The sequence below is a fragment of the Arthrobacter sp. 49Tsu3.1M3 genome, from assembly GCF_900168135.1.
In the GTDB taxonomy this organism is placed as follows: Bacteria; Actinomycetota; Actinomycetes; order Actinomycetales; family Micrococcaceae; genus Arthrobacter.
Genome location: NZ_FUZD01000004.1, coordinates 1 through 17,528, shown reverse-complemented (window position 1 = coordinate 17,528; position 17,528 = coordinate 1). Strand labels below are relative to the sequence as shown.

Sequence of the window (17,528 nt, the reverse complement as noted above, 5' to 3'; positions counted from 1 at the left end):
CCATGAGCACCCAGACACGCGAGACCACCTCCCAGTCCGACGCCCGGGACAAAGCCGCCACCCTGATCGAGGCGCTGCCCTGGATCCAGCGCTTTGCCGGCAGCACCATGGTGATCAAGTACGGCGGCAACGCCATGGTCAACGACGAGCTCCGCCGCGCCTTCGCCGAGGACGTCGTGTTCCTGCACCACGTCGGCATCCACCCGGTGGTGGTGCATGGCGGCGGGCCGCAGATCAACGCCATGCTCAGCCGGCTCGGGATCGAATCCGAATTCAAGGGCGGCCTGCGCGTCACCACGCCCGAGGCCATGGACGTGGTCCGGATGGTCCTCACCGGCCAGGTGGGCCGCGAACTCGTGGGCCTGATCAACTCCCACGGCCCGTACGCCGTCGGGATGTCCGGCGAGGACGGCGGCCTGCTCCGCGCCGTCCGCACCGGCACCGTGGTGGACGGCGAAGAGGTGGACCTGGGCCTGGTGGGCGAGGTGGTCGGGGTGAACCCGGAAGGCATCGTGGACATCCTCGCGGCCGGCCGGATTCCCGTGATCTCCACCGTCGCCCCGGAAATTGACGACGCCGGATCCACCACCGGTCAGGTACTTAACGTCAACGCGGACACGGCGGCCGCCGCGGTCGCCTCGGCCCTGGGTGCCTCCAAGCTGGTCATCCTGACCGATGTTGAAGGCCTCTACGCCAACTGGCCGGACAGGTCATCGCTCATCTCGTCGCTGACGGCGTCCGAGCTGCGCGAGATGCTGCCGCGCCTTGAGTCCGGCATGATCCCGAAGATGGCGGCGTGCCTGAAAGCCATTGACGACGGCGTCGAGCGCGCCCACATCGTGGACGGCCGTCTGCCGCACTCGATGCTCCTGGAAATCTTTACGACCGCCGGCATCGGCACCCAGGTCGTCCCCGACGAGGAAGTGAACGCATAGTGAGCAGCACTGAACTGAGCCATTCCGCTGAAGGCCGCAACAGGGGTGGGGGGACGGGCGGGGCCCCCATTGCCGGCTCGGCCCCCACAGCTTCCGTTATGACTGGAAAGAGTAGTGGCGCGCAGTGGTTGTCCCGCTACTCGTCCTCCCTGCTGGGCGTCTTCGGCACCCCGCAGCGGGTCCTGGTCCGCGGCGCCGGCTGCCTCGTATGGGACGCCGACGGCAAGGAATACCTGGACCTGCTCGGCGGCATCGCGGTGAACGCCCTCGGCCACGCCCACCCATTCGTGACCTCGGTGATCTCCAGCCAGCTGGCCACCCTGGGCCACGTCTCGAACTTCTTCACAAGCCCCACCCAGATCGCCTTGGCCGAGAAGCTGCTGGAACTGTCCAAGGCGCCGGCCGGTTCCAAGGTGTTCTTCGCCAACTCCGGCACCGAAGCCGTCGAGGCGGCCTTCAAGCTGGCGCGCCGGAACAGTGGCGGCGGCCCCGACTCAGCAGCGAAGCCGCGCACCAAGATCATCGCGCTCGAAGGCGCCTTCCACGGGCGCACCATGGGCGCCCTCGCACTGACCTCCAAGGAGGCCTACCGGGCGCCGTTCGCGCCGCTGCCCGGCGGCGTCGTGCATGTTCCGTTCGGTGACATCGAGGCCCTCCAAGCCGCCATCGACGAGACCACGGCCGCCGTCTTCCTCGAACCGATCCAGGGCGAGGCCGGCGTCCGGCCGCTGCCTGCCGGCTACCTCAAGGCGGCCCGCGAGGCCACGAGCGCGGCCGGCGCCCTGCTGATCCTCGACGAGGTCCAGACCGGCATCGGCCGCACCGGCAAGTGGCTGGCCAGCGAGGACGCCGGGATCGTGCCCGACGCCGTGACCCTCGCCAAGGGCCTGGGCGGCGGCTTCCCGGTCGGCGCGCTCGTCACGTTCGGCCCGGAATCATCCGCGCTGCTGACCGCCGGCCAGCACGGGACGACATTCGGCGGCAACCCGGTGGCCACCGCCGCTGCCCTCGCCACCCTGCACGTCCTGGAAAACCAGGACATCCTGGCCCACGTGCGGAACCTGGGGGAGCATCTGCGCTCCGGCCTCGCCGGAATCGCCGGCGTGACCGAGGTCCGCGGCGAGGGGCTGCTGATCGGCTTCGACCTCGACGCCGACGTCGCCCCGGGCGTCGTGGCCGCCGGCCTCGACGCCGGGTTCATCGTCAACAGCCCGGGCCCGCGCACCATCCGGCTGGCGCCCCCGCTGATCCTGACCACCGAGCAGGCAGACCTTTTCCTGGCCGCCCTGCCCGCGCTGCTCGAGACCGCCAAGACCAACGCTGCAAAGGACGCCAAGTGACCGCCGCCGTGACCACAACTGAACTCTCGACAAGACCCGTCCGCCACTTCCTCAAGGACACGGACCTCAGCCCGGCCGAGCAGGCCGAGGTCCTCGAGCTCGCCGTCCGGATGAAGGCCGCGCCCTACAGCGTGCAGCCCTTTGCCGCGGACGGCAACGGCCGCCGGACGGTGGCCGTCATCTTCGACAAGACCTCCACCCGGACCAGGGTCTCCTTCGCCACCGGCATCGCGGACATGGGCGGCAACGCGCTCATCATCAACCCCGGCGAGGCGCAGATCGGGCACAAAGAATCGGTCGAGGACACTGCCAAGGTGCTCGAACGCATGGTCTCGACCATTGTGTGGCGCACGGGTGCGCATGCCGGGCTCGTGGCCATGGCCGCGAACTCCCGCGTTCCGGTCATCAACGCCCTGTGCGATGACTACCACCCGTGCCAGCTCCTGGCCGATCTGCTGACGGTCAAGGAGCACAGGGGCTCGCTCCAGGGCCTGACCATGGCGTACCTGGGCGACTCGGCCAACAACATGGCGAACTCCTACCTGCTGGCCGGCGTGACGGCGGGCATGAACGTGCGCATCGCGGGCCCGGAGGGCTACCTGCCGTCTCCGGAGATCATCGCCGCCGCCGAGGACCGTGCCGCTGAGACCGGCGGCTCGGTGCTGGTGACGGTCGACGCCGCCGAAGCCCTCCTGGGCGCCGACGTCGTCGCGACCGACACGTGGGTTTCCATGGGCCAGGAGGCGGAGAAGGAAGCGCGGATGAAGCTGTTCCGCGCCTATTCCGTGGATGCCGACGCGATGAAGCTCGCGGCGCCGGACGCCGTCGTGCTGCACTGCCTGCCGGCCTACCGGGGCTACGAGATCGCCGCGGACGTCATTGACGGCCCGCAGTCGGTGGTCTGGGACGAGGCCGAAAACCGGCTGCACGCGCAGAAAGCACTCATGGCCTGGCTCATGCACCGCTCCGGTCTGGCTGTGGTTGACGGGCTCGCACCGGTCGATGGGCTGGCACCGGTGGGCGGCCCGGCCTGATGTCCGTCCAGCCAGCCTCTCCTGGGGCCAGCCCGGCCACCAAGACAGCCCGGCAGGCGCGGATCACGGCGATCCTCACGGGCGAATCTGTCCGTTCCCAGGCCGAGCTCGCGGCGCTGCTCGCGGACGACGGCGTCCAGGTCACCCAGGCCACGCTGTCCCGCGACCTCGTGGAACTCGGCGCCGTCCGGGTCCGCGGCAAGGACGGCGTGCTGGTCTACGCCGTCCCGGGGGAGGGCGGCGAACGGGCGGCCAAGAGCGGCGTCACCCAGGAAATCCTCGACGCCCGGCTGACCCGGCTGTGCGGGGAACTGCTCGTCACCGCCGAGGCCTCCGCCAACCTCGTGGTGCTTCGGACCCCGCCGGGCGCCGCGAACTTCCTGGCCCTCGCCATCGACCACTCCGTGATGCCCTCGATCCTGGGCACCATCGCGGGGGACGACACCGTCCTGCTTGTCACCCGGGACCCCCTGGGCGGCGCGGACATCGCCGCACGCTTCCTGCAGTTCGCCGAGGAAGCCGGCCAATAAGCAACACCATGAGCCCCTTAACAGGACCGGGCACCCGGGCTGTGTGACAGGCTTGCAACAGAGCTTTTCCCAGACTTAAAGCATCACCAACAACTAAGGAGCATTTCCGTGACTGAGCGTATTGTTCTGGCCTACTCCGGTGGCCTGGATACTTCCGTAGCCATCGGCTGGATCGGTGAAGCCACCGGCGCCGAGGTCATCGCCGTGGCGGTCGACGTCGGACAGGGCGGCGAATCGCTGGAGACCATCCGCCAACGCGCGCTGGGCTGCGGCGCCGTCGAGGCCTACGTCGCCGACGCCAGCGACGAGTTCGCCAACGAGTACTGCGTGCCCACGCTGAAGGCCAACGCCCTCTACCAGGGCCACTACCCGCTGGTCTCGGCCATCTCCCGCCCGGTGATCGTCAAGCACCTGGTCAAGGCCGCCCGCGAATTCGGCGCCACCACCGTCGCCCACGGCTGCACCGGCAAGGGCAACGACCAGGTCCGCTTCGAAGTCGGCATCCAGACCCTCGGTCCGGACCTGAAGTGCATCGCCCCGGTCCGCGACCTCGCCCTGACCCGCGATAAGGCCATCGCCTTCGCCGAGGAAAAGGGACTGCCGATCGAGACCACCAAGAAGAACCCGTACTCGATCGACCAGAACGTCTGGGGCCGCGCCGTCGAAACCGGCTACCTCGAAGACATCTGGAACGCCCCCACCAAGGACATCTACGACTACACTGCCACCCCGGAATTCCCGCCGGCACCGGATGAGGTCACCATCTCCTTCGAAGCCGGCGTGCCGGTCGCCATCGACGGCGTCAAGGTCACCCCGCTGCAGGCCATCAAGGAACTCAACCGCCGTGCCGGCGCCCAGGGCGTGGGCCGGATCGACGTCGTCGAGGACCGCCTCGTGGGCATCAAGTCCCGCGAGATCTACGAGGCACCGGGCGCCATGGCGCTCATCACGGCGCACAAGCACCTCGAAGACATCACGATCGAGCGCGAGCAGGCCCGCTTCAAGGCGACCGTCGGCCAGCGCTGGGCCGAGCTGGTTTACGACGGCCAGTGGTTCTCGCCGCTCAAGCGCTCCCTCGACGCCTTCATCGAGGACACCCAGAAGTACGTCTCCGGCGACATCCGCATGGTGCTGCACGGCGGCCAGGCGATCGTCAACGGACGCCGCTCCGAGACCTCGCTCTACGACTTCGACCTCGCCACGTACGACACCGGAGACACCTTCGACCAGTCGATGGCGCGCGGCTTCATCGAGCTGTGGGGCATGTCCGCCAAGGTTGCTTCCGGCCGCGACATCCGCGTCGCAGGAAAGTGAGTCAGCAGCAGGGCCCACGGGCGCAGGGGTCCCCGGCCGAGCGAAGCGAGGCCGGGGTGCGCCCGGGGACCAAATCCGAAGCTACTAATACGGGAGCGCTGTGGGGCGGCCGGTTCGCCGGCGGCCCCGCGGACGCCCTCGCCGCGCTGAGCAAGTCCACGCACTTCGACTGGCGGCTGGCCCGCTACGACATCGCCGGGTCCAAGGCGCACGCCCGAGTGCTGCACAAAGCCGGGCTGCTGGACGACGCCGAACTCGACGGCATGCTGGCCGCGCTGACCCAGCTGGATGAGGACGTCGCCTCCGGTGCCTACCTGCCGGCGGAGTCCGATGAGGACGTGCACGGTTCGCTGGAGCGCGGCCTGATCGAGCGCGCCGGCACCCAGCTCGGCGGCAAGCTCCGCGCCGGCCGGTCCCGCAACGACCAGGTGGCCACCCTGGGCCGGATGTTCCTGCGCGACCACGCCCGGATCATCGCCCGCGGCGTGCTCGCCACGATTGACGCGCTCGTGGACCAGGCCAAGGCGCACCAGGGAGTGGCCATGCCCGGCCGCACCCACCTGCAGCACGCCCAGCCGGTCCTGCTCAGCCACCACCTTCTGGCCCACGCCTGGGCGCTGCTGCGCGACGTTCAGCGGCTGGGCGACTGGGACAAGCGCGCCGGGGTTTCGCCCTACGGCTCCGGTGCCCTGGCGGGCTCCTCGCTCGGCCTGGACCCCGAGGCCGTCGCCGCGGACCTGGGCTTCTTCTCGGCGACGCACAACTCGATCGACGGCACCGCCTCCCGCGACGTCTTCGCCGAGTTCGCCTGGATCACGACCATGATTGGCGTGGACCTGTCCCGGGTCTCGGAGGAAGTGATCCTGTGGGCCACGAAGGAGTTCTCCTTCGTCACCCTGCACGATTCCTACTCCACCGGCTCCTCCATCATGCCGCAGAAGAAGAACCCGGACGTGGCGGAACTGGCCCGCGGCAAGGCGGGCCGGCTGATCGGCAACCTGACCGGGCTGCTGGCCACCCTGAAGGGCCTGCCGCTCGCCTACAACCGCGACCTGCAGGAGGACAAGGAACCGGTCTTCGACGCCGCCGACACCCTGGAGGTCCTGCTCCCGGCAGTCTCCGGGATGATCGCGACGCTGACGTTCAACACCGAACGGATGGAAGCGCTGGCTCCCCAGGGTTTCGCGCTGGCGACGGACATCGCCGAATGGCTGGTCCGCCAGGGTGTGCCGTTCCGTGAGGCGCACGAGCTCTCCGGCGCCGCAGTCAAGCAGGCCGAAAGCCGCGGCGTCGAGCTCTGGGACCTCACGGACCAGGAATACGCCGCCATCTCGGGGCACCTGACGCCGGAGGTCCGCACGGTCCTGTCCACCGAGGGTTCGCTCAACAGCCGGAACTCTCAGGGCGGCACCGCACCGGCCGCCGTCGAACGCCAGCTGCTTGCCCTCGAGGGCGAGCTCGCCGGCGTGCGCGAGTACGCAGGGTAGCCACAGACGCTCCCTCACTTCCGGTCGTGTTTCCACCGACGCTCCCGCACCAATTGCGGGAGCGTCTGTGGATTTCCTGCCGAAAGTGAGGGAGCGTTGTGCGTTTGCCGCCGGACAACTCCCGGCTAGCATGGCGGGATGAGCGAATCGTTCCGCGGTTTCCTGCGCGCGCTGCCCGATTTCCCGGCCGAGTTGCCGGATTTTGATCCGGCGCAGGCGCCCGCGGACCCTGCGGAGCTGTTCCGGCAGTGGCTGGACGAGGCCCTGGCGGCCGGGGTGCCGCAGCCCAACGCGTGCAGCCTGGCCACCGCCGATGAGCAGGGCCGGCCGTCGTCGCGGATGCTGATCCTGAAGGACATCGACGCCGACGGCTGGCACTTCGCAACCTCCCGGGAATCCCGCAAGGGCAAGGAGCTCACGGCCAACCCGCACGCGTCGCTGAACTTCTTCTGGCAGCAGCAGGGCCGCCAGGTGCGGGTGGCCGGGGACGTCGTGGAGCTGTCCGCGGAAGCATCGGCCGCCGACTGGCGCGCCCGGCCCGGTGCCGACGGCGGTGACAATCCGCAGTGGCAGCTCTACGCCATCCGGCCCCGCGAAATCGAATTCTGGCAGGCCCGCCACGACCGCCGACACATCCGGCACCGCTACGCGCCCCGCTGACCGGGCAACGCTCAGTTAATCCAATTTAATCGGGTGGCTCGGTTTAGGATGGGCGCCATGACCTCAATCACACCAGAGAACCTTCGGGCAGAACTGCACCGCGCCGCCGGAGTCGTGGCCGGAATCGCCGCGAAGCTGACGGAACAGGACATCAAAGCTCCGTCGGAACTGCCCGGCTGGAGCCGCGGGCACGTGCTGGCCCATATCTGCGGAATCGCCAGCGCGATGGGCCGGCAGCTCGAATATGCCGCCCGCGGCGAGGGCATCGAACTCTATGACGGCGGCTTCGAGGGGCGGAACCGCGCCATCGAGATGGCGGCCGGCCACACCCTCGCGCAGCACCGGGCCGACCTCGACGCAGCGTTGGATCGGGCCCTGCGCGCCTTCGACTCCCTCGACGCGGCCGGCTGGCGTGAGCCCATCACCTACCGCGGAGGAGTCGTGTTCGACGGCGGCCTGGCACTGTGGCGTGAACTCGTCATCCATGCCGCCGACCTCGGCACCGGCCACGGACCGGAAACCTGGAGCCGCCCCTTCTGCGGGCACCTTTTCGAGTTCCTCTCCGCCCGGGTACCCGAGGGCCAGCGCTTCGTGCTGCAGCCACTCGGCCTGCCCGCGGTGGCCATCGGGAGCGGCGGAAAATCAACCGTGATCAACGGCATGCTCACGGACATCGCCGCGTGGCTCGCCGGCCGCACGCCCACCCTCGGCAGCCTGCGCGCCACCGCCGCGGCCGACGGCGTCGACCTTCCGGAGCTGCTGCCCTGGCCTGCCGGTGTGCCGGTCAAGAACTGAGCAGGCCCGGGTCCGGCAGGCCGTTCCTCGCACACAGTGTGCCGGTCAAGAACTGAGCAGGCCCGGCTCCGGCAGGCCGTTCCTCGCACACAGTGTGCCGGTCAACAACTGAGCAGGCCCGGGTCCGGCAGGCCGTTCCTCGCACACAGTGTGCCCGTCAACAACTGAGCACGCCCGGGTCCGGCGGGCCTGTGGATTATGGCCTAGGGCCGTGCCGCCGCGAGGGCTGCTTCGCGTTCCCGGTCCAACAGGCTGCCCTTGACGGCCAGCCCCCAGCGGAAGCCGCCCAGCGTCCCGTCGGTGCGGATGACGCGGTGGCAGGGAACAAACAGGGCCGCCGCGTTGAAGGCGCAAGCACTGGCCGCCGCGCGGACGGCCTTGGCATTGCCGGACAGCCCCGCATACTCCGTGTAGGTCACCGGGCGCCCCGGCGCGACCGTGCGCAGCACGTCCCAGGCATGGCTGCGGAACGGACCGGACTTCTGCAGCACCGGCACTACCATGGCCGGCTCCGGATCGCCGGCGTAGAACGCCTCCACGGCCTCGGAGATATCGCCGAGCCCGGTGACGGTCTCGAATTCGGCCGGAAGCAGGTCAGCGTGGATCTGCCCGGTCAGCTCGCCGGGAACGGCGGTCCAGCCCGACGACAGGACAGCCCCGTCCCGGGCAATGATGGTGAACGGACCGTCCGGGGTGGACATGGTCAACAGCTGGGCTTTCATGGTTTCGCTTCCGTCGGAGTCTGCTTCGGAGTCTGCTTGTGGTTCTGCGGTGGAGCCTGCCTCGGCGGCAGGGAGGGCTTGCGCGCCGCGGCTTGGGCAGCCGCTGCTGCGCGCCACAGGTGCATGGTGGCGTAGGAGCGCCAGGGGCTGACCTCACGGAAATCCGGGGTGAGGGTGGCGCCGTCGGGGGTAGCGGCGAGTGAACGGATACCGTTGCGGACAGCGGCGTCGTTGGCCAGGAACACATCCGGCGCGCCGATGACCCGCATCGCGACGTATCCGACGGTCCACGGCCCGACGCCGGCCAGGGGCAGGAGTTTGGCCTCCAGTCCCTGCACGTCATCGCCGTAGCCGAAGTCGAGGTCGCCCGAGGCCATCGCCGCCGCGGCGCCCCGGACAGCATCGATCCGCCGCTGCGGGCCGCGGAGCAGTTCGAATCCCGTCCCGGCGATCTCGGCGGCCGTCGGGAACAGCCGGTGGAGTCCGTCGTCGGGCACCAGGCTCGCGCTCCCCGCCACGGAAAGCTGGACCAGGGCGGTCCGCGCGGCGGCCACGGTGATCTGTTGGCCGATCATGGCCCGGATCAGCAGTTCCTGCGGATCAACGGCGCCGGGCATCCGCATGCCCGGCGTGCGCGCCACCGCGGCGGCAAGCCGGGAGTCGGCCGCGAGGGCGGCATCGATGGCGACCGGATCGGCGTCCAGGTCCAGCAGCCGGCGGACCCTGCTCAGCAGGGCGGCCAGATCCCGGAGGTCGACGGCGCCAATGGTCAGCACGAGCGGGCGCCCGGCCGCGCCAGCGTCGTAATCCACCCGGAAGCGGGCATCGCCGTGGGTCAGCCGCAGGGTCCTGGCATAGGAAGTGGAGGTACCTTCCTCGATCCCGGGGATGGCGCGGACGGCCAGGAAATCGAAGACGCCCGGGTCGAACGGTTCGCGGTACGGAAGGTTGAGCGTGAGCGCTGTGGTCGCCGCGGGGGAGCGGTGATGCCTGGCTGTGGCACGGAGCGCGGAAGGCGTCATCGCAAAGACCTCGCCGATGGTCTCGTTGAACTGGCGAACGCTGCTGAATCCGGCGGCGAAGGCGATGTCCGAGACTTTCATGGTGGTGGAGACCAGCAAGGTGCGGGCAGTCTGGGCGCGGCTGGCCCGGGCCAGGGACAGCGGGCCGGCGCCGAGTTCGTGGCTGAGGATCCGGTTGAGCTGGCGCGAGGAGTATCCGAGCCGGGCCGCGAGCCCCTCGACGCCGTCGCGGTTGATCACGCCGTCATTGATGAGCCGCATGGCCCGGCCGGCGATATCGGAGCGCACGTTCCAGGCCGGCGTACCCGGCACGGCCTCGGGCAGGCAGCGTTTGCACGCGCGGTAGCCGGCGTCGTGCGCCGCGGCGGACGTTTCATAGAACGTGACATTGTCCGCCTTGGGTGTCCGCGCGGGGCACGAGGGCCGGCAATAGATGCCGGTGGTCCGGACAGCCGTGTAGAACTGCCCGTCGAATCGGGTGTCCCGGGCATCGATTGCCCGGTAGCGCTGCCAGAAGTCCATCACCCCATCCTGCCAGCTTCGCGGAGCAGCTGCTAGCGGAATTCGGACACGGCCGTACGCTCCGTCGGCGGTGTTTGTTAAAGTCTGAGCATGACTTCCAGCCCGCTTCCGGCCGAGTCCGGCGCGGAGTCCGGCGCGGCCGGGTCCGTCCGCGAGCTGCTCTCGGCCGATGCCCGGCACGTGGCGCCGCTGATCCTCGGCGCGGTATTGACGCACGACGGGCCCGGCGGACCCGTCTCGGTTCGGATTACCGAAGTGGAGGCATACCTGGGCCCGCATGATTCGCACCACCCTGACCCCGGGTCCCACACCTTCCGCGGCCAAACGGCCCGCAACGCCCCGATGTTCGGCCCGGCCGGCCACCTCTACGTGTATTTCACGTACGGGATGCACCATTGCGCCAATATCGTGTGCGGGCCCGAGGGCGTGGCGTCGGCGCTCCTGCTGCGGGCCGGCGAAGTGGTCGCGGGACATGAGCTGGCGAGGGCCAGGCGGCCGACATCGAAATCGGATGTCGACCTCGCGAGCGGGCCTGCCCGGCTGGCCACCGCGCTGGGGCTGACGACGGCAGACAGCGGGCGGGATGCCCTCGCGCCGCCGTTCCGGCTGGAACCGGCCGCGCACCCGCCGGAGGGGGTCGCTGCGGGCATCAGCTCCGGTCCGCGCGTCGGCGTCTCCGGCGACGGCGGCAGCCACGAGTACCCCTGGCGGTTCTGGCTCAGCGGCGACCCGACCGTCTCCCGCTACAAGGCGGCAAAGGCGCCAAAAGCGGCAAAGCCGGCAAAGCCGGCAAAGGCGTCAAGGGTCCGCGGCGCGTGAGGTTGCTGCCACTGCATGCACCTCCGCCCCGTGCCCTGATGCCGGCACATGCGGTGGGGGATGATGGAGCATTATGGGCGAGGGGAAGCGCGGAAAACCGGGCAGTGAGCTGGAGCGGCTCCAGATGTTCGCGGAGCTGGCCACCGAATACTTCCGCATGGTGGAACTGTTCACCCCTGACGGCCGGCAGGTCGCGGCGGACTCCGTCGAGGCCGAGCGCCGGCACTGGGTTGAGCTCTTCCGCGCGGCCCTGCTGCGCAAATTCATCGTCCCCGAAGAACATGTTTCGCTCAAACTCGTGGTGCGGGCGCTGCGCCTGTGCAACTACTCGGGGGACCCCCGGCTAGCCGAGGGCGCAGCGGAAGCGGCCGGGATGTTTACCAACGGGATGATCCGGGACCGCGAGGCGCTGATGGCCGAAATCGCCCTGGCTGACCATGACTTGTTCGAGGACGTCCTCTACGGACGGCTCCTTCACGGTGACGCCGACAGGTTCCGCCGGTCCGGATGGGCGGGGGACTACGCCCGGCTGAGCCGCGTGGCGGCCGGCAGGTTCGACTCCGAGCGCGCGCTCCGAAAAGCGCTGGACATTGTCTCCTACGGGCTTGCCAACGAGCTCCTCCGCCCGCCGGAACCGGACTCCTTGCCTCCAGATGCCGGTCCTCCCGTTCCTCCGGACGCCCTTCGTCCACCGGCAGGGGATTAGTGGTTCCAGGTGGCGGCGAAGCTGCCCAGCGAGAAGTCGGCGCCGACGGCGAAGGGGGCGAGCCGGCGCCGCAGGTCTTCGCGTACTTGCGGCCACTCCTGCGAGAGGATCGAGAAGACGGCTGTGTCCGCGCGTCCCCCGCCTGGCGCCGCGCGGTGGCCGCGGAGGACCCCCTCGAATTGTGCGCCGAGCCGTTCGATCGCCGTCGCGCTCCGGGTGTTGCGGGCGTCGCAGCGGAAAGCCACCCGGTCCACTTCCAGTACCTCATAGGCGTAGGCGAGGAGCATGTGCTTGCTCGCCGGATTGACGTGGCTGCCCCAGAACTGCCGCCCGTAGAATGTTCCGCCGATTTCCAGGCGTTGCTGGTCCGGAACGTAGTCGCGGAGGGACGTCGTGCCCAGCAGGGCGCCGGTGCGCCCGTCCGTCACGGCGAACGGGATGGTGGCGGGATCCTCCAGCCGTGACCGGAACAGCGCCGCCAGCTCACGGGCCGTCCCCGGCATCGGTGCTGCCATGCCTGCCCACATGCCGGCGTCCACAAAATCGAAGAGACCTGCCGCATGGTGCGGGACCAGCGGAACCAGCCGAACCCCATGGCCCGAGAGGACGATTTCGTGTCGCATTCGAGCATTCAATCACCGGCGCGATGGACAGGAGCGGCGAATCCGGCACCGACTGCGTGAACATTGGATGGCCGGTGGGTTGCCGCGGAGCCGCCGGCCCGGGAGGCCGGGGCCCGGGGGGTTCCCGCTACCAGCCAGTAAGGTGGATGGGTGAATCAAAGCGACCTGAACCAGACGACGACTGCAACGCCGGTGGATGAGCTGATCAAGAGCCTGTGCGCCACCATCCCGGACTATCCCAAACCCGGGGTCAGCTTCAAGGACCTGACCCCGGTGTTCGCAGACGGGGCCGCCTTCGGGGCCGTCGTCGATGCCCTGGTGGGACCTTTCCAGGGCCAGTTCGACGCCGTCGCCGGAGTGGAAGCCCGCGGCTTCCTGCTCGCGGCGGCCGCCGCCTACGCCACCGGGACCGGAGTCATCACGGTCCGCAAGGCCGGCAAGCTGCCGCGCGAGGTGTTCTCCGAGGACTACGCCCTGGAGTACGGCACCGCCACCCTTGAGCTGCACACCACGGACCTGGCGCCCGGCAGCCGGGTGCTGATCCTCGACGACGTGCTCGCCACGGGCGGAACGCTCGGCGCCGCGGCGCGGCTGTTCGAGCGGTGCGGGATCCATGTGGCCGGGATCGGCGTGGTCATGGAACTCGACGAACTTGGCGGCCGCACGGCCCTGACCGGCCACAACGTCCGGTCCCTGCTGCGGGTCTAGCGGGCCTGCCGGGCTGGACCATCCGGGACGTGTCGGTAGAATTCCCTGACGAAGACTGCCTTGGCATTGTTCGGCGACATGCAACAGCCTTGCCGCCGAAATGGCTGTAGAATGGTGGGTCTGTCTTTTTCGATAGGGGAACGTTCGATGCACGACGCTGATTTGGCCCATGAACGCGACTATGTGGCCGGACTTTACGCCCGGCTCGATGAGTTGCGGGCGGAGAAGCGCACCCAGCTGGCCCAGGTGCGCCGGGCCGGTGCCGTGGGCACCATGCAGAACGTTTCCGAACGCGATGCCTTCGCCGCCCTCTACGAGGACCGCCTCGCCCAGCTCGACGCCGTCGATGACCGGCTCGTGTTCGGCCGCCTGGATCTGGATTCCGGAGAGGCCCAGTACATCGGCCGCATCGGCCTGACCACCGAGGACCTGCAGCGGCTCATGGTGGACTGGCGTGCGCCCGAGGCCGGGCATTTCTACCAGGCCACGGCGTTCGACCGGCAGGGCGTCCGCCGCCGCCGTCACCTGATCCTGCAGGGCCGCGAGGTCAAGGCAATCGAGGACGACGTGCTCGACGCCGACATGCTCGCCGACAACGATTCGCTCCAGGGCGAGGGCGCCCTGCTGGCTGCACTGAACTCCAAGCGGACGGGCCGGATGTCAGACATCGTCGGCACCATCCAGTCCGAGCAGGACCGGATCATCCGTTCCTCCATCTCCGGCGCCCTCGTGGTCCAGGGTGGCCCGGGCACGGGCAAGACCGCCGTCGCCCTGCACCGCGCTGCGTACCTGCTTTACACACACCGGGACCGGCTCAAGAGCGCCGGCGTCCTGCTGGTGGGGCCGACGTCGTCCTTCATGAAGTACATCGAACGCGTGCTGCCCTCGCTCGGCGAGACCGGCGTCGTCATGGCAAGCCTGGGCCGGCTGATGCCCGGCATCACCGCCGTCGCCGAGCCGGACGCCGCCGTCGCCGCCATCAAGGGCCGGCTCGACATGGCCGAGGTGGTCGCCAACGCCGTGGCCAACCGGCAGCGCATTCCGGCCGGAAACCGGACCCTCGAGGTGGACGGCCGCAAACTGGTCCTCACACCCAGGCAGGTCCGCCGCGCCAAGGAGAGGGCGCGCGCCACGGGCAAACCGCACAACGAGGCCCGCGTCTCCTTCGTCAAGATCCTGCTCCGCGAATTGACCGAGCAGATGACGGAGCTGGTGGAGGCAGGCAACATCGGCAACAACGCCGACCGCTCCTACCTGGCTGAGGATGTCCGCTCGGCCCGGGATGTCCGGATCGCCCTGAACCTGTGCTGGATGCCGATGACCCCGGAGAAACTCGTGGGGGAGCTGCTCAGCAAGCCGGCCATCCTCGAGGCATGCACCCCGAACCTCAGCCCGGAAGAACGCGCGCTGCTGCTCCGCCCGGCCGATTCGCCCTGGACCGAGTCCGACGTTCCGCTGCTGGATGAGGCTGCCGAATTGCTTGGCGAGCTTGATGCCGCCGCCGGGCGCGGCTTGGCGCAGCAGGAACAGGACCGTGCCCGCGACCTGGCCAACGCCAAGCAGACCCTGGTCAATATGGAAACCGCCGGCGTGGATGTCCTTGTCACGGCCGAAGACCTGGTGGACCAGAACCAGGAGCGTGAGACGCGGCTGACCGCTGCAGAGCGTGCCACCACGGACCGTTCCTGGGCCTTCGGGCACATTGTGGTGGACGAGGCGCAGGAGCTGTCACCCATGCAGTGGCGGCTGCTGGTCCGACGCTGCCCGCTGAAGTCCTTTACGATCGTGGGCGACATCGCCCAGACCAGTTCCGTTGCCGGCGCCAACTCCTGGCACAGCGCGCTGGGGCCCATGTTCGGCGACCGCTGGCAGCTCGAGGAGCTGACCGTCAACTACCGCACCCCGTCCCAGATCGCCGAGGCCGCGGCCCGCATGGCGACCGCGGCCGGACTGGTGGTTTCGGCGCCCAAGGCCGTGCGGGAGGGGCGCTGGTCCCCGGTCATCGACAAGGTCGGCCATGGCCAGATCGTCAACAAGCTCGTCGAGGTGCTTCCGGAGGAACTGGACGCCATCGAGGGCGGCCTGCTGGCGGTCATCGCCGACGGCGATCTTCTCCCCGAGGCCAGCGCGGCACTGCGGGCCGTGTATGGCCACCGGGTCGGGACGGGCGCGGGGAGCTACGCGCAGGACATCGTGGTCATCAGTCCCCGTGAGGCAAAGGGACTGGAGTTCGACGGCGTCGTGGTCCTGGAACCGACGGACATGCTCAACCATGAGCACGGGCGGGTGGGTGACTTGTACGTGGCCATGACCCGGCCCACCCAGCGATTGCGGCTCATCGCCGCCGCCGGAGTCCCGGCGGGCATCGAGGAGTAGGTCCGGGCCGGCAGGCGTCACCTGCGCTGCGGCCCGGTTGATCCTGCTAACTTAGATTCCGTGTCCCAGCTAAATATTCTCGATGCCCAGCAGAACGATCCCAGCTTTGCCAATATCTGGCAGGAGCTGAAATGGCGCGGCCTTGTCCACGTCTCCACGGATGAGGCGGAGCTCGAAAAGCTCCTCGCCGGCGACCCCGTGACGTATTACTGCGGTTTCGATCCGACCGCGCCGAGCCTGCACCTGGGCAACCTTGTCCAGCTGCTGCTCATGCGCCGGATCCAGCTGGCCGGCCACAAGCCGCTCGGACTGGTGGGCGGCTCCACGGGCTTGATTGGTGATCCGCGTCCGACGGCGGAACGCACCCTGAACACCAAGGACACAGTGTCTGAGTGGGTGGGCTACCTTCAGGCCCAGGTCCGTAGGTTCCTGAGCTTCGAGGGCGACAACGCTGCCCGGATGGTCAACAACCTGGATTGGACGGCGCCCCTGAGCGCCATCGACTTCCTGCGCGAGATCGGCAAGCACTACCGTGTCGGCACCATGCTCCGCAAGGACGCCGTTGCCTCCCGCCTCAGTTCCGACGAAGGCATCAGCTACACGGAGTTCAGCTACCAGATCCTGCAGGGCATGGACTACCTGCAGTTGTTCCGTGACTACGGCTGCATGCTGCAGACCGGCGGCTCGGATCAGTGGGGCAACCTCACCAGTGGCACCGAGCTCATCCGCAAGGTTGAGGGCAAGCACGTCCACGCACTGGGAACGCCGCTCATCACCAACTCTGACGGCACCAAGTTCGGCAAGAGCGAGGGCAACGCGATCTGGCTGGATCCAGCCATGTGCAGCCCGTACGCGTTTTACCAGTTCTGGCTTAACACGGCGGACGCCGACGTCGCGGACCGACTCAAAGTGTTCACCTTCCTGAGCCGCGCCGAGATTGAGGAACTGGAGCTCGCGATCGCCGAACGGCCCTTCGCCCGCGAGGGCCAGCGGAAGCTGGCCTACGAGGTGACCTCGCTCGTCCATGGCGTGGACGCCACCGAGAAGGTCATTGCGGCTTCCGCCGCGGTGTTCGGCAACGGCGACCTCTCCGTACTCGACGAAGCGACATTGAAGGCGGCGACCTCCGAGCTGCCCTCCGCCACGGTCGGCGCCGGCGCCCTGGGCATCATCGAGCTGCTGGTTGCCTCGGGTCTGTCCGAGAGCAAGTCCGCCGCTCGCCGCACTGTGGGGGAGGGCGGCGCCTACGTCAACAATGCGAAGGTATCCGACCCCGACGCCGTCATTGCGGCCAGCGAGTTGCTGCACGGGCGCTACCTGCTTCTGCGCCGGGGCAAGAAGAACTTGGCAACGGTGGAAGTCGCCGCGTCCTGAGCAGTACCGGATACTGACCAGTACTGAATACGCACCTGCACGCTCCTCCCCGGCCGATTTGCACGGTCGGGGAGGAGCGTGTATTGTTTTCTGAGTTGCCGCCGTTGAGTGGTGACAAACCCCCACAAATGAGAAGCAATTCTTCATGCGCCAGGCGCACATAATGAAAATTGCTTCAATTCTGCTGGGCGGATTCGCTCCACAAAGCGAAATTCCGATGAAAATCGCGAATTTGCAAAGTGGAAATGAATGAAATAAGCTGTAAACATCGCAGCGAAGAAAAGCGAAATAAAAAATTCGTGGAAATGAATTGTTTCGGTAAGTATTCGAATGTGTCTGTTGTTTGAGAACTCAATAGTGTGCCAAGTTTGTTGATACCAATTTATTGTATTGAATTGGTTGAATTTGCCGGGCCCGCCACCCCGTGGTGTGGTCTGGTGTTTTTGGCTGGTTTCAAATTTTGTGCAGCTGGTTTCTCCCGTTTTCCCGGGGGTGCCGGTTGTGTCTGTTTTACTTCAACGGAGAGTTTGATCCTGGCTCAGGATGAACGCTGGCGGCGTG

The 17,528-nt window shown here is 68.3% G+C and carries 16 protein-coding genes; 13 read left to right on the top strand and 3 right to left on the bottom strand.

Features of this window, described 5'->3' with window-relative positions; all coding sequences use genetic code 11:
* The first annotated feature begins 2 nt into the window (after window positions 1-2).
* The 8 genes from argB (at window position 3) to B5X90_RS06650 (ending at window position 8,095) form a co-directional block, all read left to right on the top strand.
* Entirely contained in the window at window positions 3-935 is a 933-nt protein-coding gene (argB, locus tag B5X90_RS06685; RefSeq protein ID WP_079551250.1) for an acetylglutamate kinase, read from the top strand.
* A gap of 98 nt (window positions 936-1,033) precedes the next feature.
* Window positions 1,034-2,275, top strand: coding sequence for an acetylornithine transaminase (locus B5X90_RS06680; RefSeq protein WP_079551693.1), 1,242 nt, complete (start codon window positions 1,034-1,036; stop codon window positions 2,273-2,275).
* Window positions 2,272-3,309, top strand: a complete 1,038-nt coding sequence (argF, locus tag B5X90_RS06675; protein WP_179129075.1) for an ornithine carbamoyltransferase — start codon at window positions 2,272-2,274, stop codon at window positions 3,307-3,309. Before B5X90_RS06680 ends, argF begins: the two co-directional genes overlap by 4 nt.
* Window positions 3,309-3,839, top strand: coding sequence for an arginine repressor (locus B5X90_RS06670; protein ID WP_079551248.1), 531 nt, complete (start codon window positions 3,309-3,311; stop codon window positions 3,837-3,839). Before argF ends, B5X90_RS06670 begins: the two co-directional genes overlap by 1 nt.
* A gap of 108 nt (window positions 3,840-3,947) precedes the next feature.
* Window positions 3,948-5,153, top strand: coding sequence for an argininosuccinate synthase (locus B5X90_RS06665; protein ID WP_079551246.1), 1,206 nt, complete (start codon window positions 3,948-3,950; stop codon window positions 5,151-5,153).
* Complete coding sequence (argH, locus tag B5X90_RS06660) at window positions 5,150-6,640, top strand: argininosuccinate lyase (RefSeq protein ID WP_079551244.1); 1,491 nt, start codon at window positions 5,150-5,152, stop codon at window positions 6,638-6,640. The genes B5X90_RS06665 and argH overlap by 4 nt, the downstream gene beginning before the upstream one ends.
* A gap of 138 nt (window positions 6,641-6,778) precedes the next feature.
* A complete protein-coding gene (locus B5X90_RS06655) occupies window positions 6,779-7,300 on the top strand; it encodes a pyridoxine/pyridoxamine 5'-phosphate oxidase (protein WP_079551242.1) in 522 nt (173 codons plus the stop codon).
* A 57-nt stretch (window positions 7,301-7,357) separates the two neighbouring features.
* Window positions 7,358-8,095: a maleylpyruvate isomerase family mycothiol-dependent enzyme gene (locus B5X90_RS06650; RefSeq protein ID WP_079551240.1), complete on the top strand. Its 738-nt coding sequence runs from the start codon at window positions 7,358-7,360 to the stop codon at window positions 8,093-8,095.
* 203 nt (window positions 8,096-8,298) lie between these two features.
* Here the strand turns inward: B5X90_RS06650 and B5X90_RS06645 are convergent, their stop codons facing one another.
* Together B5X90_RS06645 and B5X90_RS06640 are read right to left on the bottom strand one after the other, a co-directional pair.
* Window positions 8,299-8,817 (bottom strand): methylated-DNA--[protein]-cysteine S-methyltransferase, encoded by a 519-nt coding sequence (locus tag B5X90_RS06645; protein WP_079551238.1) that lies wholly within the window; start codon window positions 8,815-8,817, stop codon window positions 8,299-8,301.
* Window positions 8,814-10,361, bottom strand: a complete 1,548-nt coding sequence (locus B5X90_RS06640; RefSeq protein WP_079551236.1) for a DNA-3-methyladenine glycosylase 2 family protein — start codon at window positions 10,359-10,361, stop codon at window positions 8,814-8,816. Before B5X90_RS06640 ends, B5X90_RS06645 begins: the two co-directional genes overlap by 4 nt.
* A 90-nt stretch (window positions 10,362-10,451) precedes the next feature.
* On the opposite strand from B5X90_RS06640, the gene B5X90_RS06635 reads away from it, so the two are divergent.
* Window positions 10,452-11,180 carry a DNA-3-methyladenine glycosylase gene (locus B5X90_RS06635; protein ID WP_079551234.1) on the top strand — a complete coding sequence of 243 codons (729 nt, stop codon included), beginning with the start codon at window positions 10,452-10,454 and terminating at the stop codon, window positions 11,178-11,180.
* Between the two features lie 73 nt (window positions 11,181-11,253).
* Window positions 11,254-11,886 carry a hypothetical protein gene (locus B5X90_RS06630; protein WP_079551232.1) on the top strand — a complete coding sequence of 211 codons (633 nt, stop codon included), beginning with the start codon at window positions 11,254-11,256 and terminating at the stop codon, window positions 11,884-11,886.
* Here B5X90_RS06630 and B5X90_RS06625 read toward each other — a convergent pair.
* Complete coding sequence (locus B5X90_RS06625) at window positions 11,883-12,509, bottom strand: GNAT family N-acetyltransferase (RefSeq protein ID WP_079551230.1); 627 nt, start codon at window positions 12,507-12,509, stop codon at window positions 11,883-11,885. The genes B5X90_RS06630 and B5X90_RS06625 overlap by 4 nt on opposite strands.
* A gap of 150 nt (window positions 12,510-12,659) precedes the next feature.
* Here B5X90_RS06625 and B5X90_RS06620 point away from each other — a divergent pair, with 150 nt between their 5' ends.
* From B5X90_RS06620 to tyrS, 3 genes are all read left to right on the top strand, one after another.
* Entirely contained in the window at window positions 12,660-13,217 is a 558-nt protein-coding gene (locus tag B5X90_RS06620; protein ID WP_079551228.1) for an adenine phosphoribosyltransferase, read from the top strand.
* A 147-nt stretch (window positions 13,218-13,364) separates the two neighbouring features.
* Window positions 13,365-15,593, top strand: a complete 2,229-nt coding sequence (locus tag B5X90_RS06615) for a HelD family protein (protein WP_079551226.1) — start codon at window positions 13,365-13,367, stop codon at window positions 15,591-15,593.
* Between the two features lie 60 nt (window positions 15,594-15,653).
* Entirely contained in the window at window positions 15,654-16,967 is a 1,314-nt protein-coding gene (gene tyrS / locus B5X90_RS06610) for a tyrosine--tRNA ligase (RefSeq protein WP_079551224.1), read from the top strand.
* The last annotated feature ends 561 nt before the right edge of the window (window positions 16,968-17,528 follow it).

Coding starts and splice junctions, on each gene's coding strand:
- B5X90_RS06680 (WP_079551693.1), top strand. CDS start 1,034: ATGACTGGAAAGAGTAGTGGCGCGCAGTGGTTGTCCCGCTACTCGTCC.
- B5X90_RS06670 (WP_079551248.1), top strand. CDS start 3,309: ATGTCCGTCCAGCCAGCCTCTCCTGGGGCCAGCCCGGCCACCAAGACA.
- B5X90_RS06645 (WP_079551238.1), bottom strand. CDS start 8,817: ATGAAAGCCCAGCTGTTGACCATGTCCACCCCGGACGGTCCGTTCACC.
- B5X90_RS06625 (WP_079551230.1), bottom strand. CDS start 12,509: ATGCGACACGAAATCGTCCTCTCGGGCCATGGGGTTCGGCTGGTTCCG.
- B5X90_RS06630 (WP_079551232.1), top strand. CDS start 11,254: ATGGGCGAGGGGAAGCGCGGAAAACCGGGCAGTGAGCTGGAGCGGCTC.
- argB (WP_079551250.1), top strand. CDS start 3: ATGAGCACCCAGACACGCGAGACCACCTCCCAGTCCGACGCCCGGGAC.
- B5X90_RS06615 (WP_079551226.1), top strand. CDS start 13,365: ATGCACGACGCTGATTTGGCCCATGAACGCGACTATGTGGCCGGACTT.
- B5X90_RS06650 (WP_079551240.1), top strand. CDS start 7,358: ATGACCTCAATCACACCAGAGAACCTTCGGGCAGAACTGCACCGCGCC.
- B5X90_RS06655 (WP_079551242.1), top strand. CDS start 6,779: ATGAGCGAATCGTTCCGCGGTTTCCTGCGCGCGCTGCCCGATTTCCCG.
- B5X90_RS06640 (WP_079551236.1), bottom strand. CDS start 10,361: ATGGACTTCTGGCAGCGCTACCGGGCAATCGATGCCCGGGACACCCGA.
- B5X90_RS06635 (WP_079551234.1), top strand. CDS start 10,452: ATGACTTCCAGCCCGCTTCCGGCCGAGTCCGGCGCGGAGTCCGGCGCG.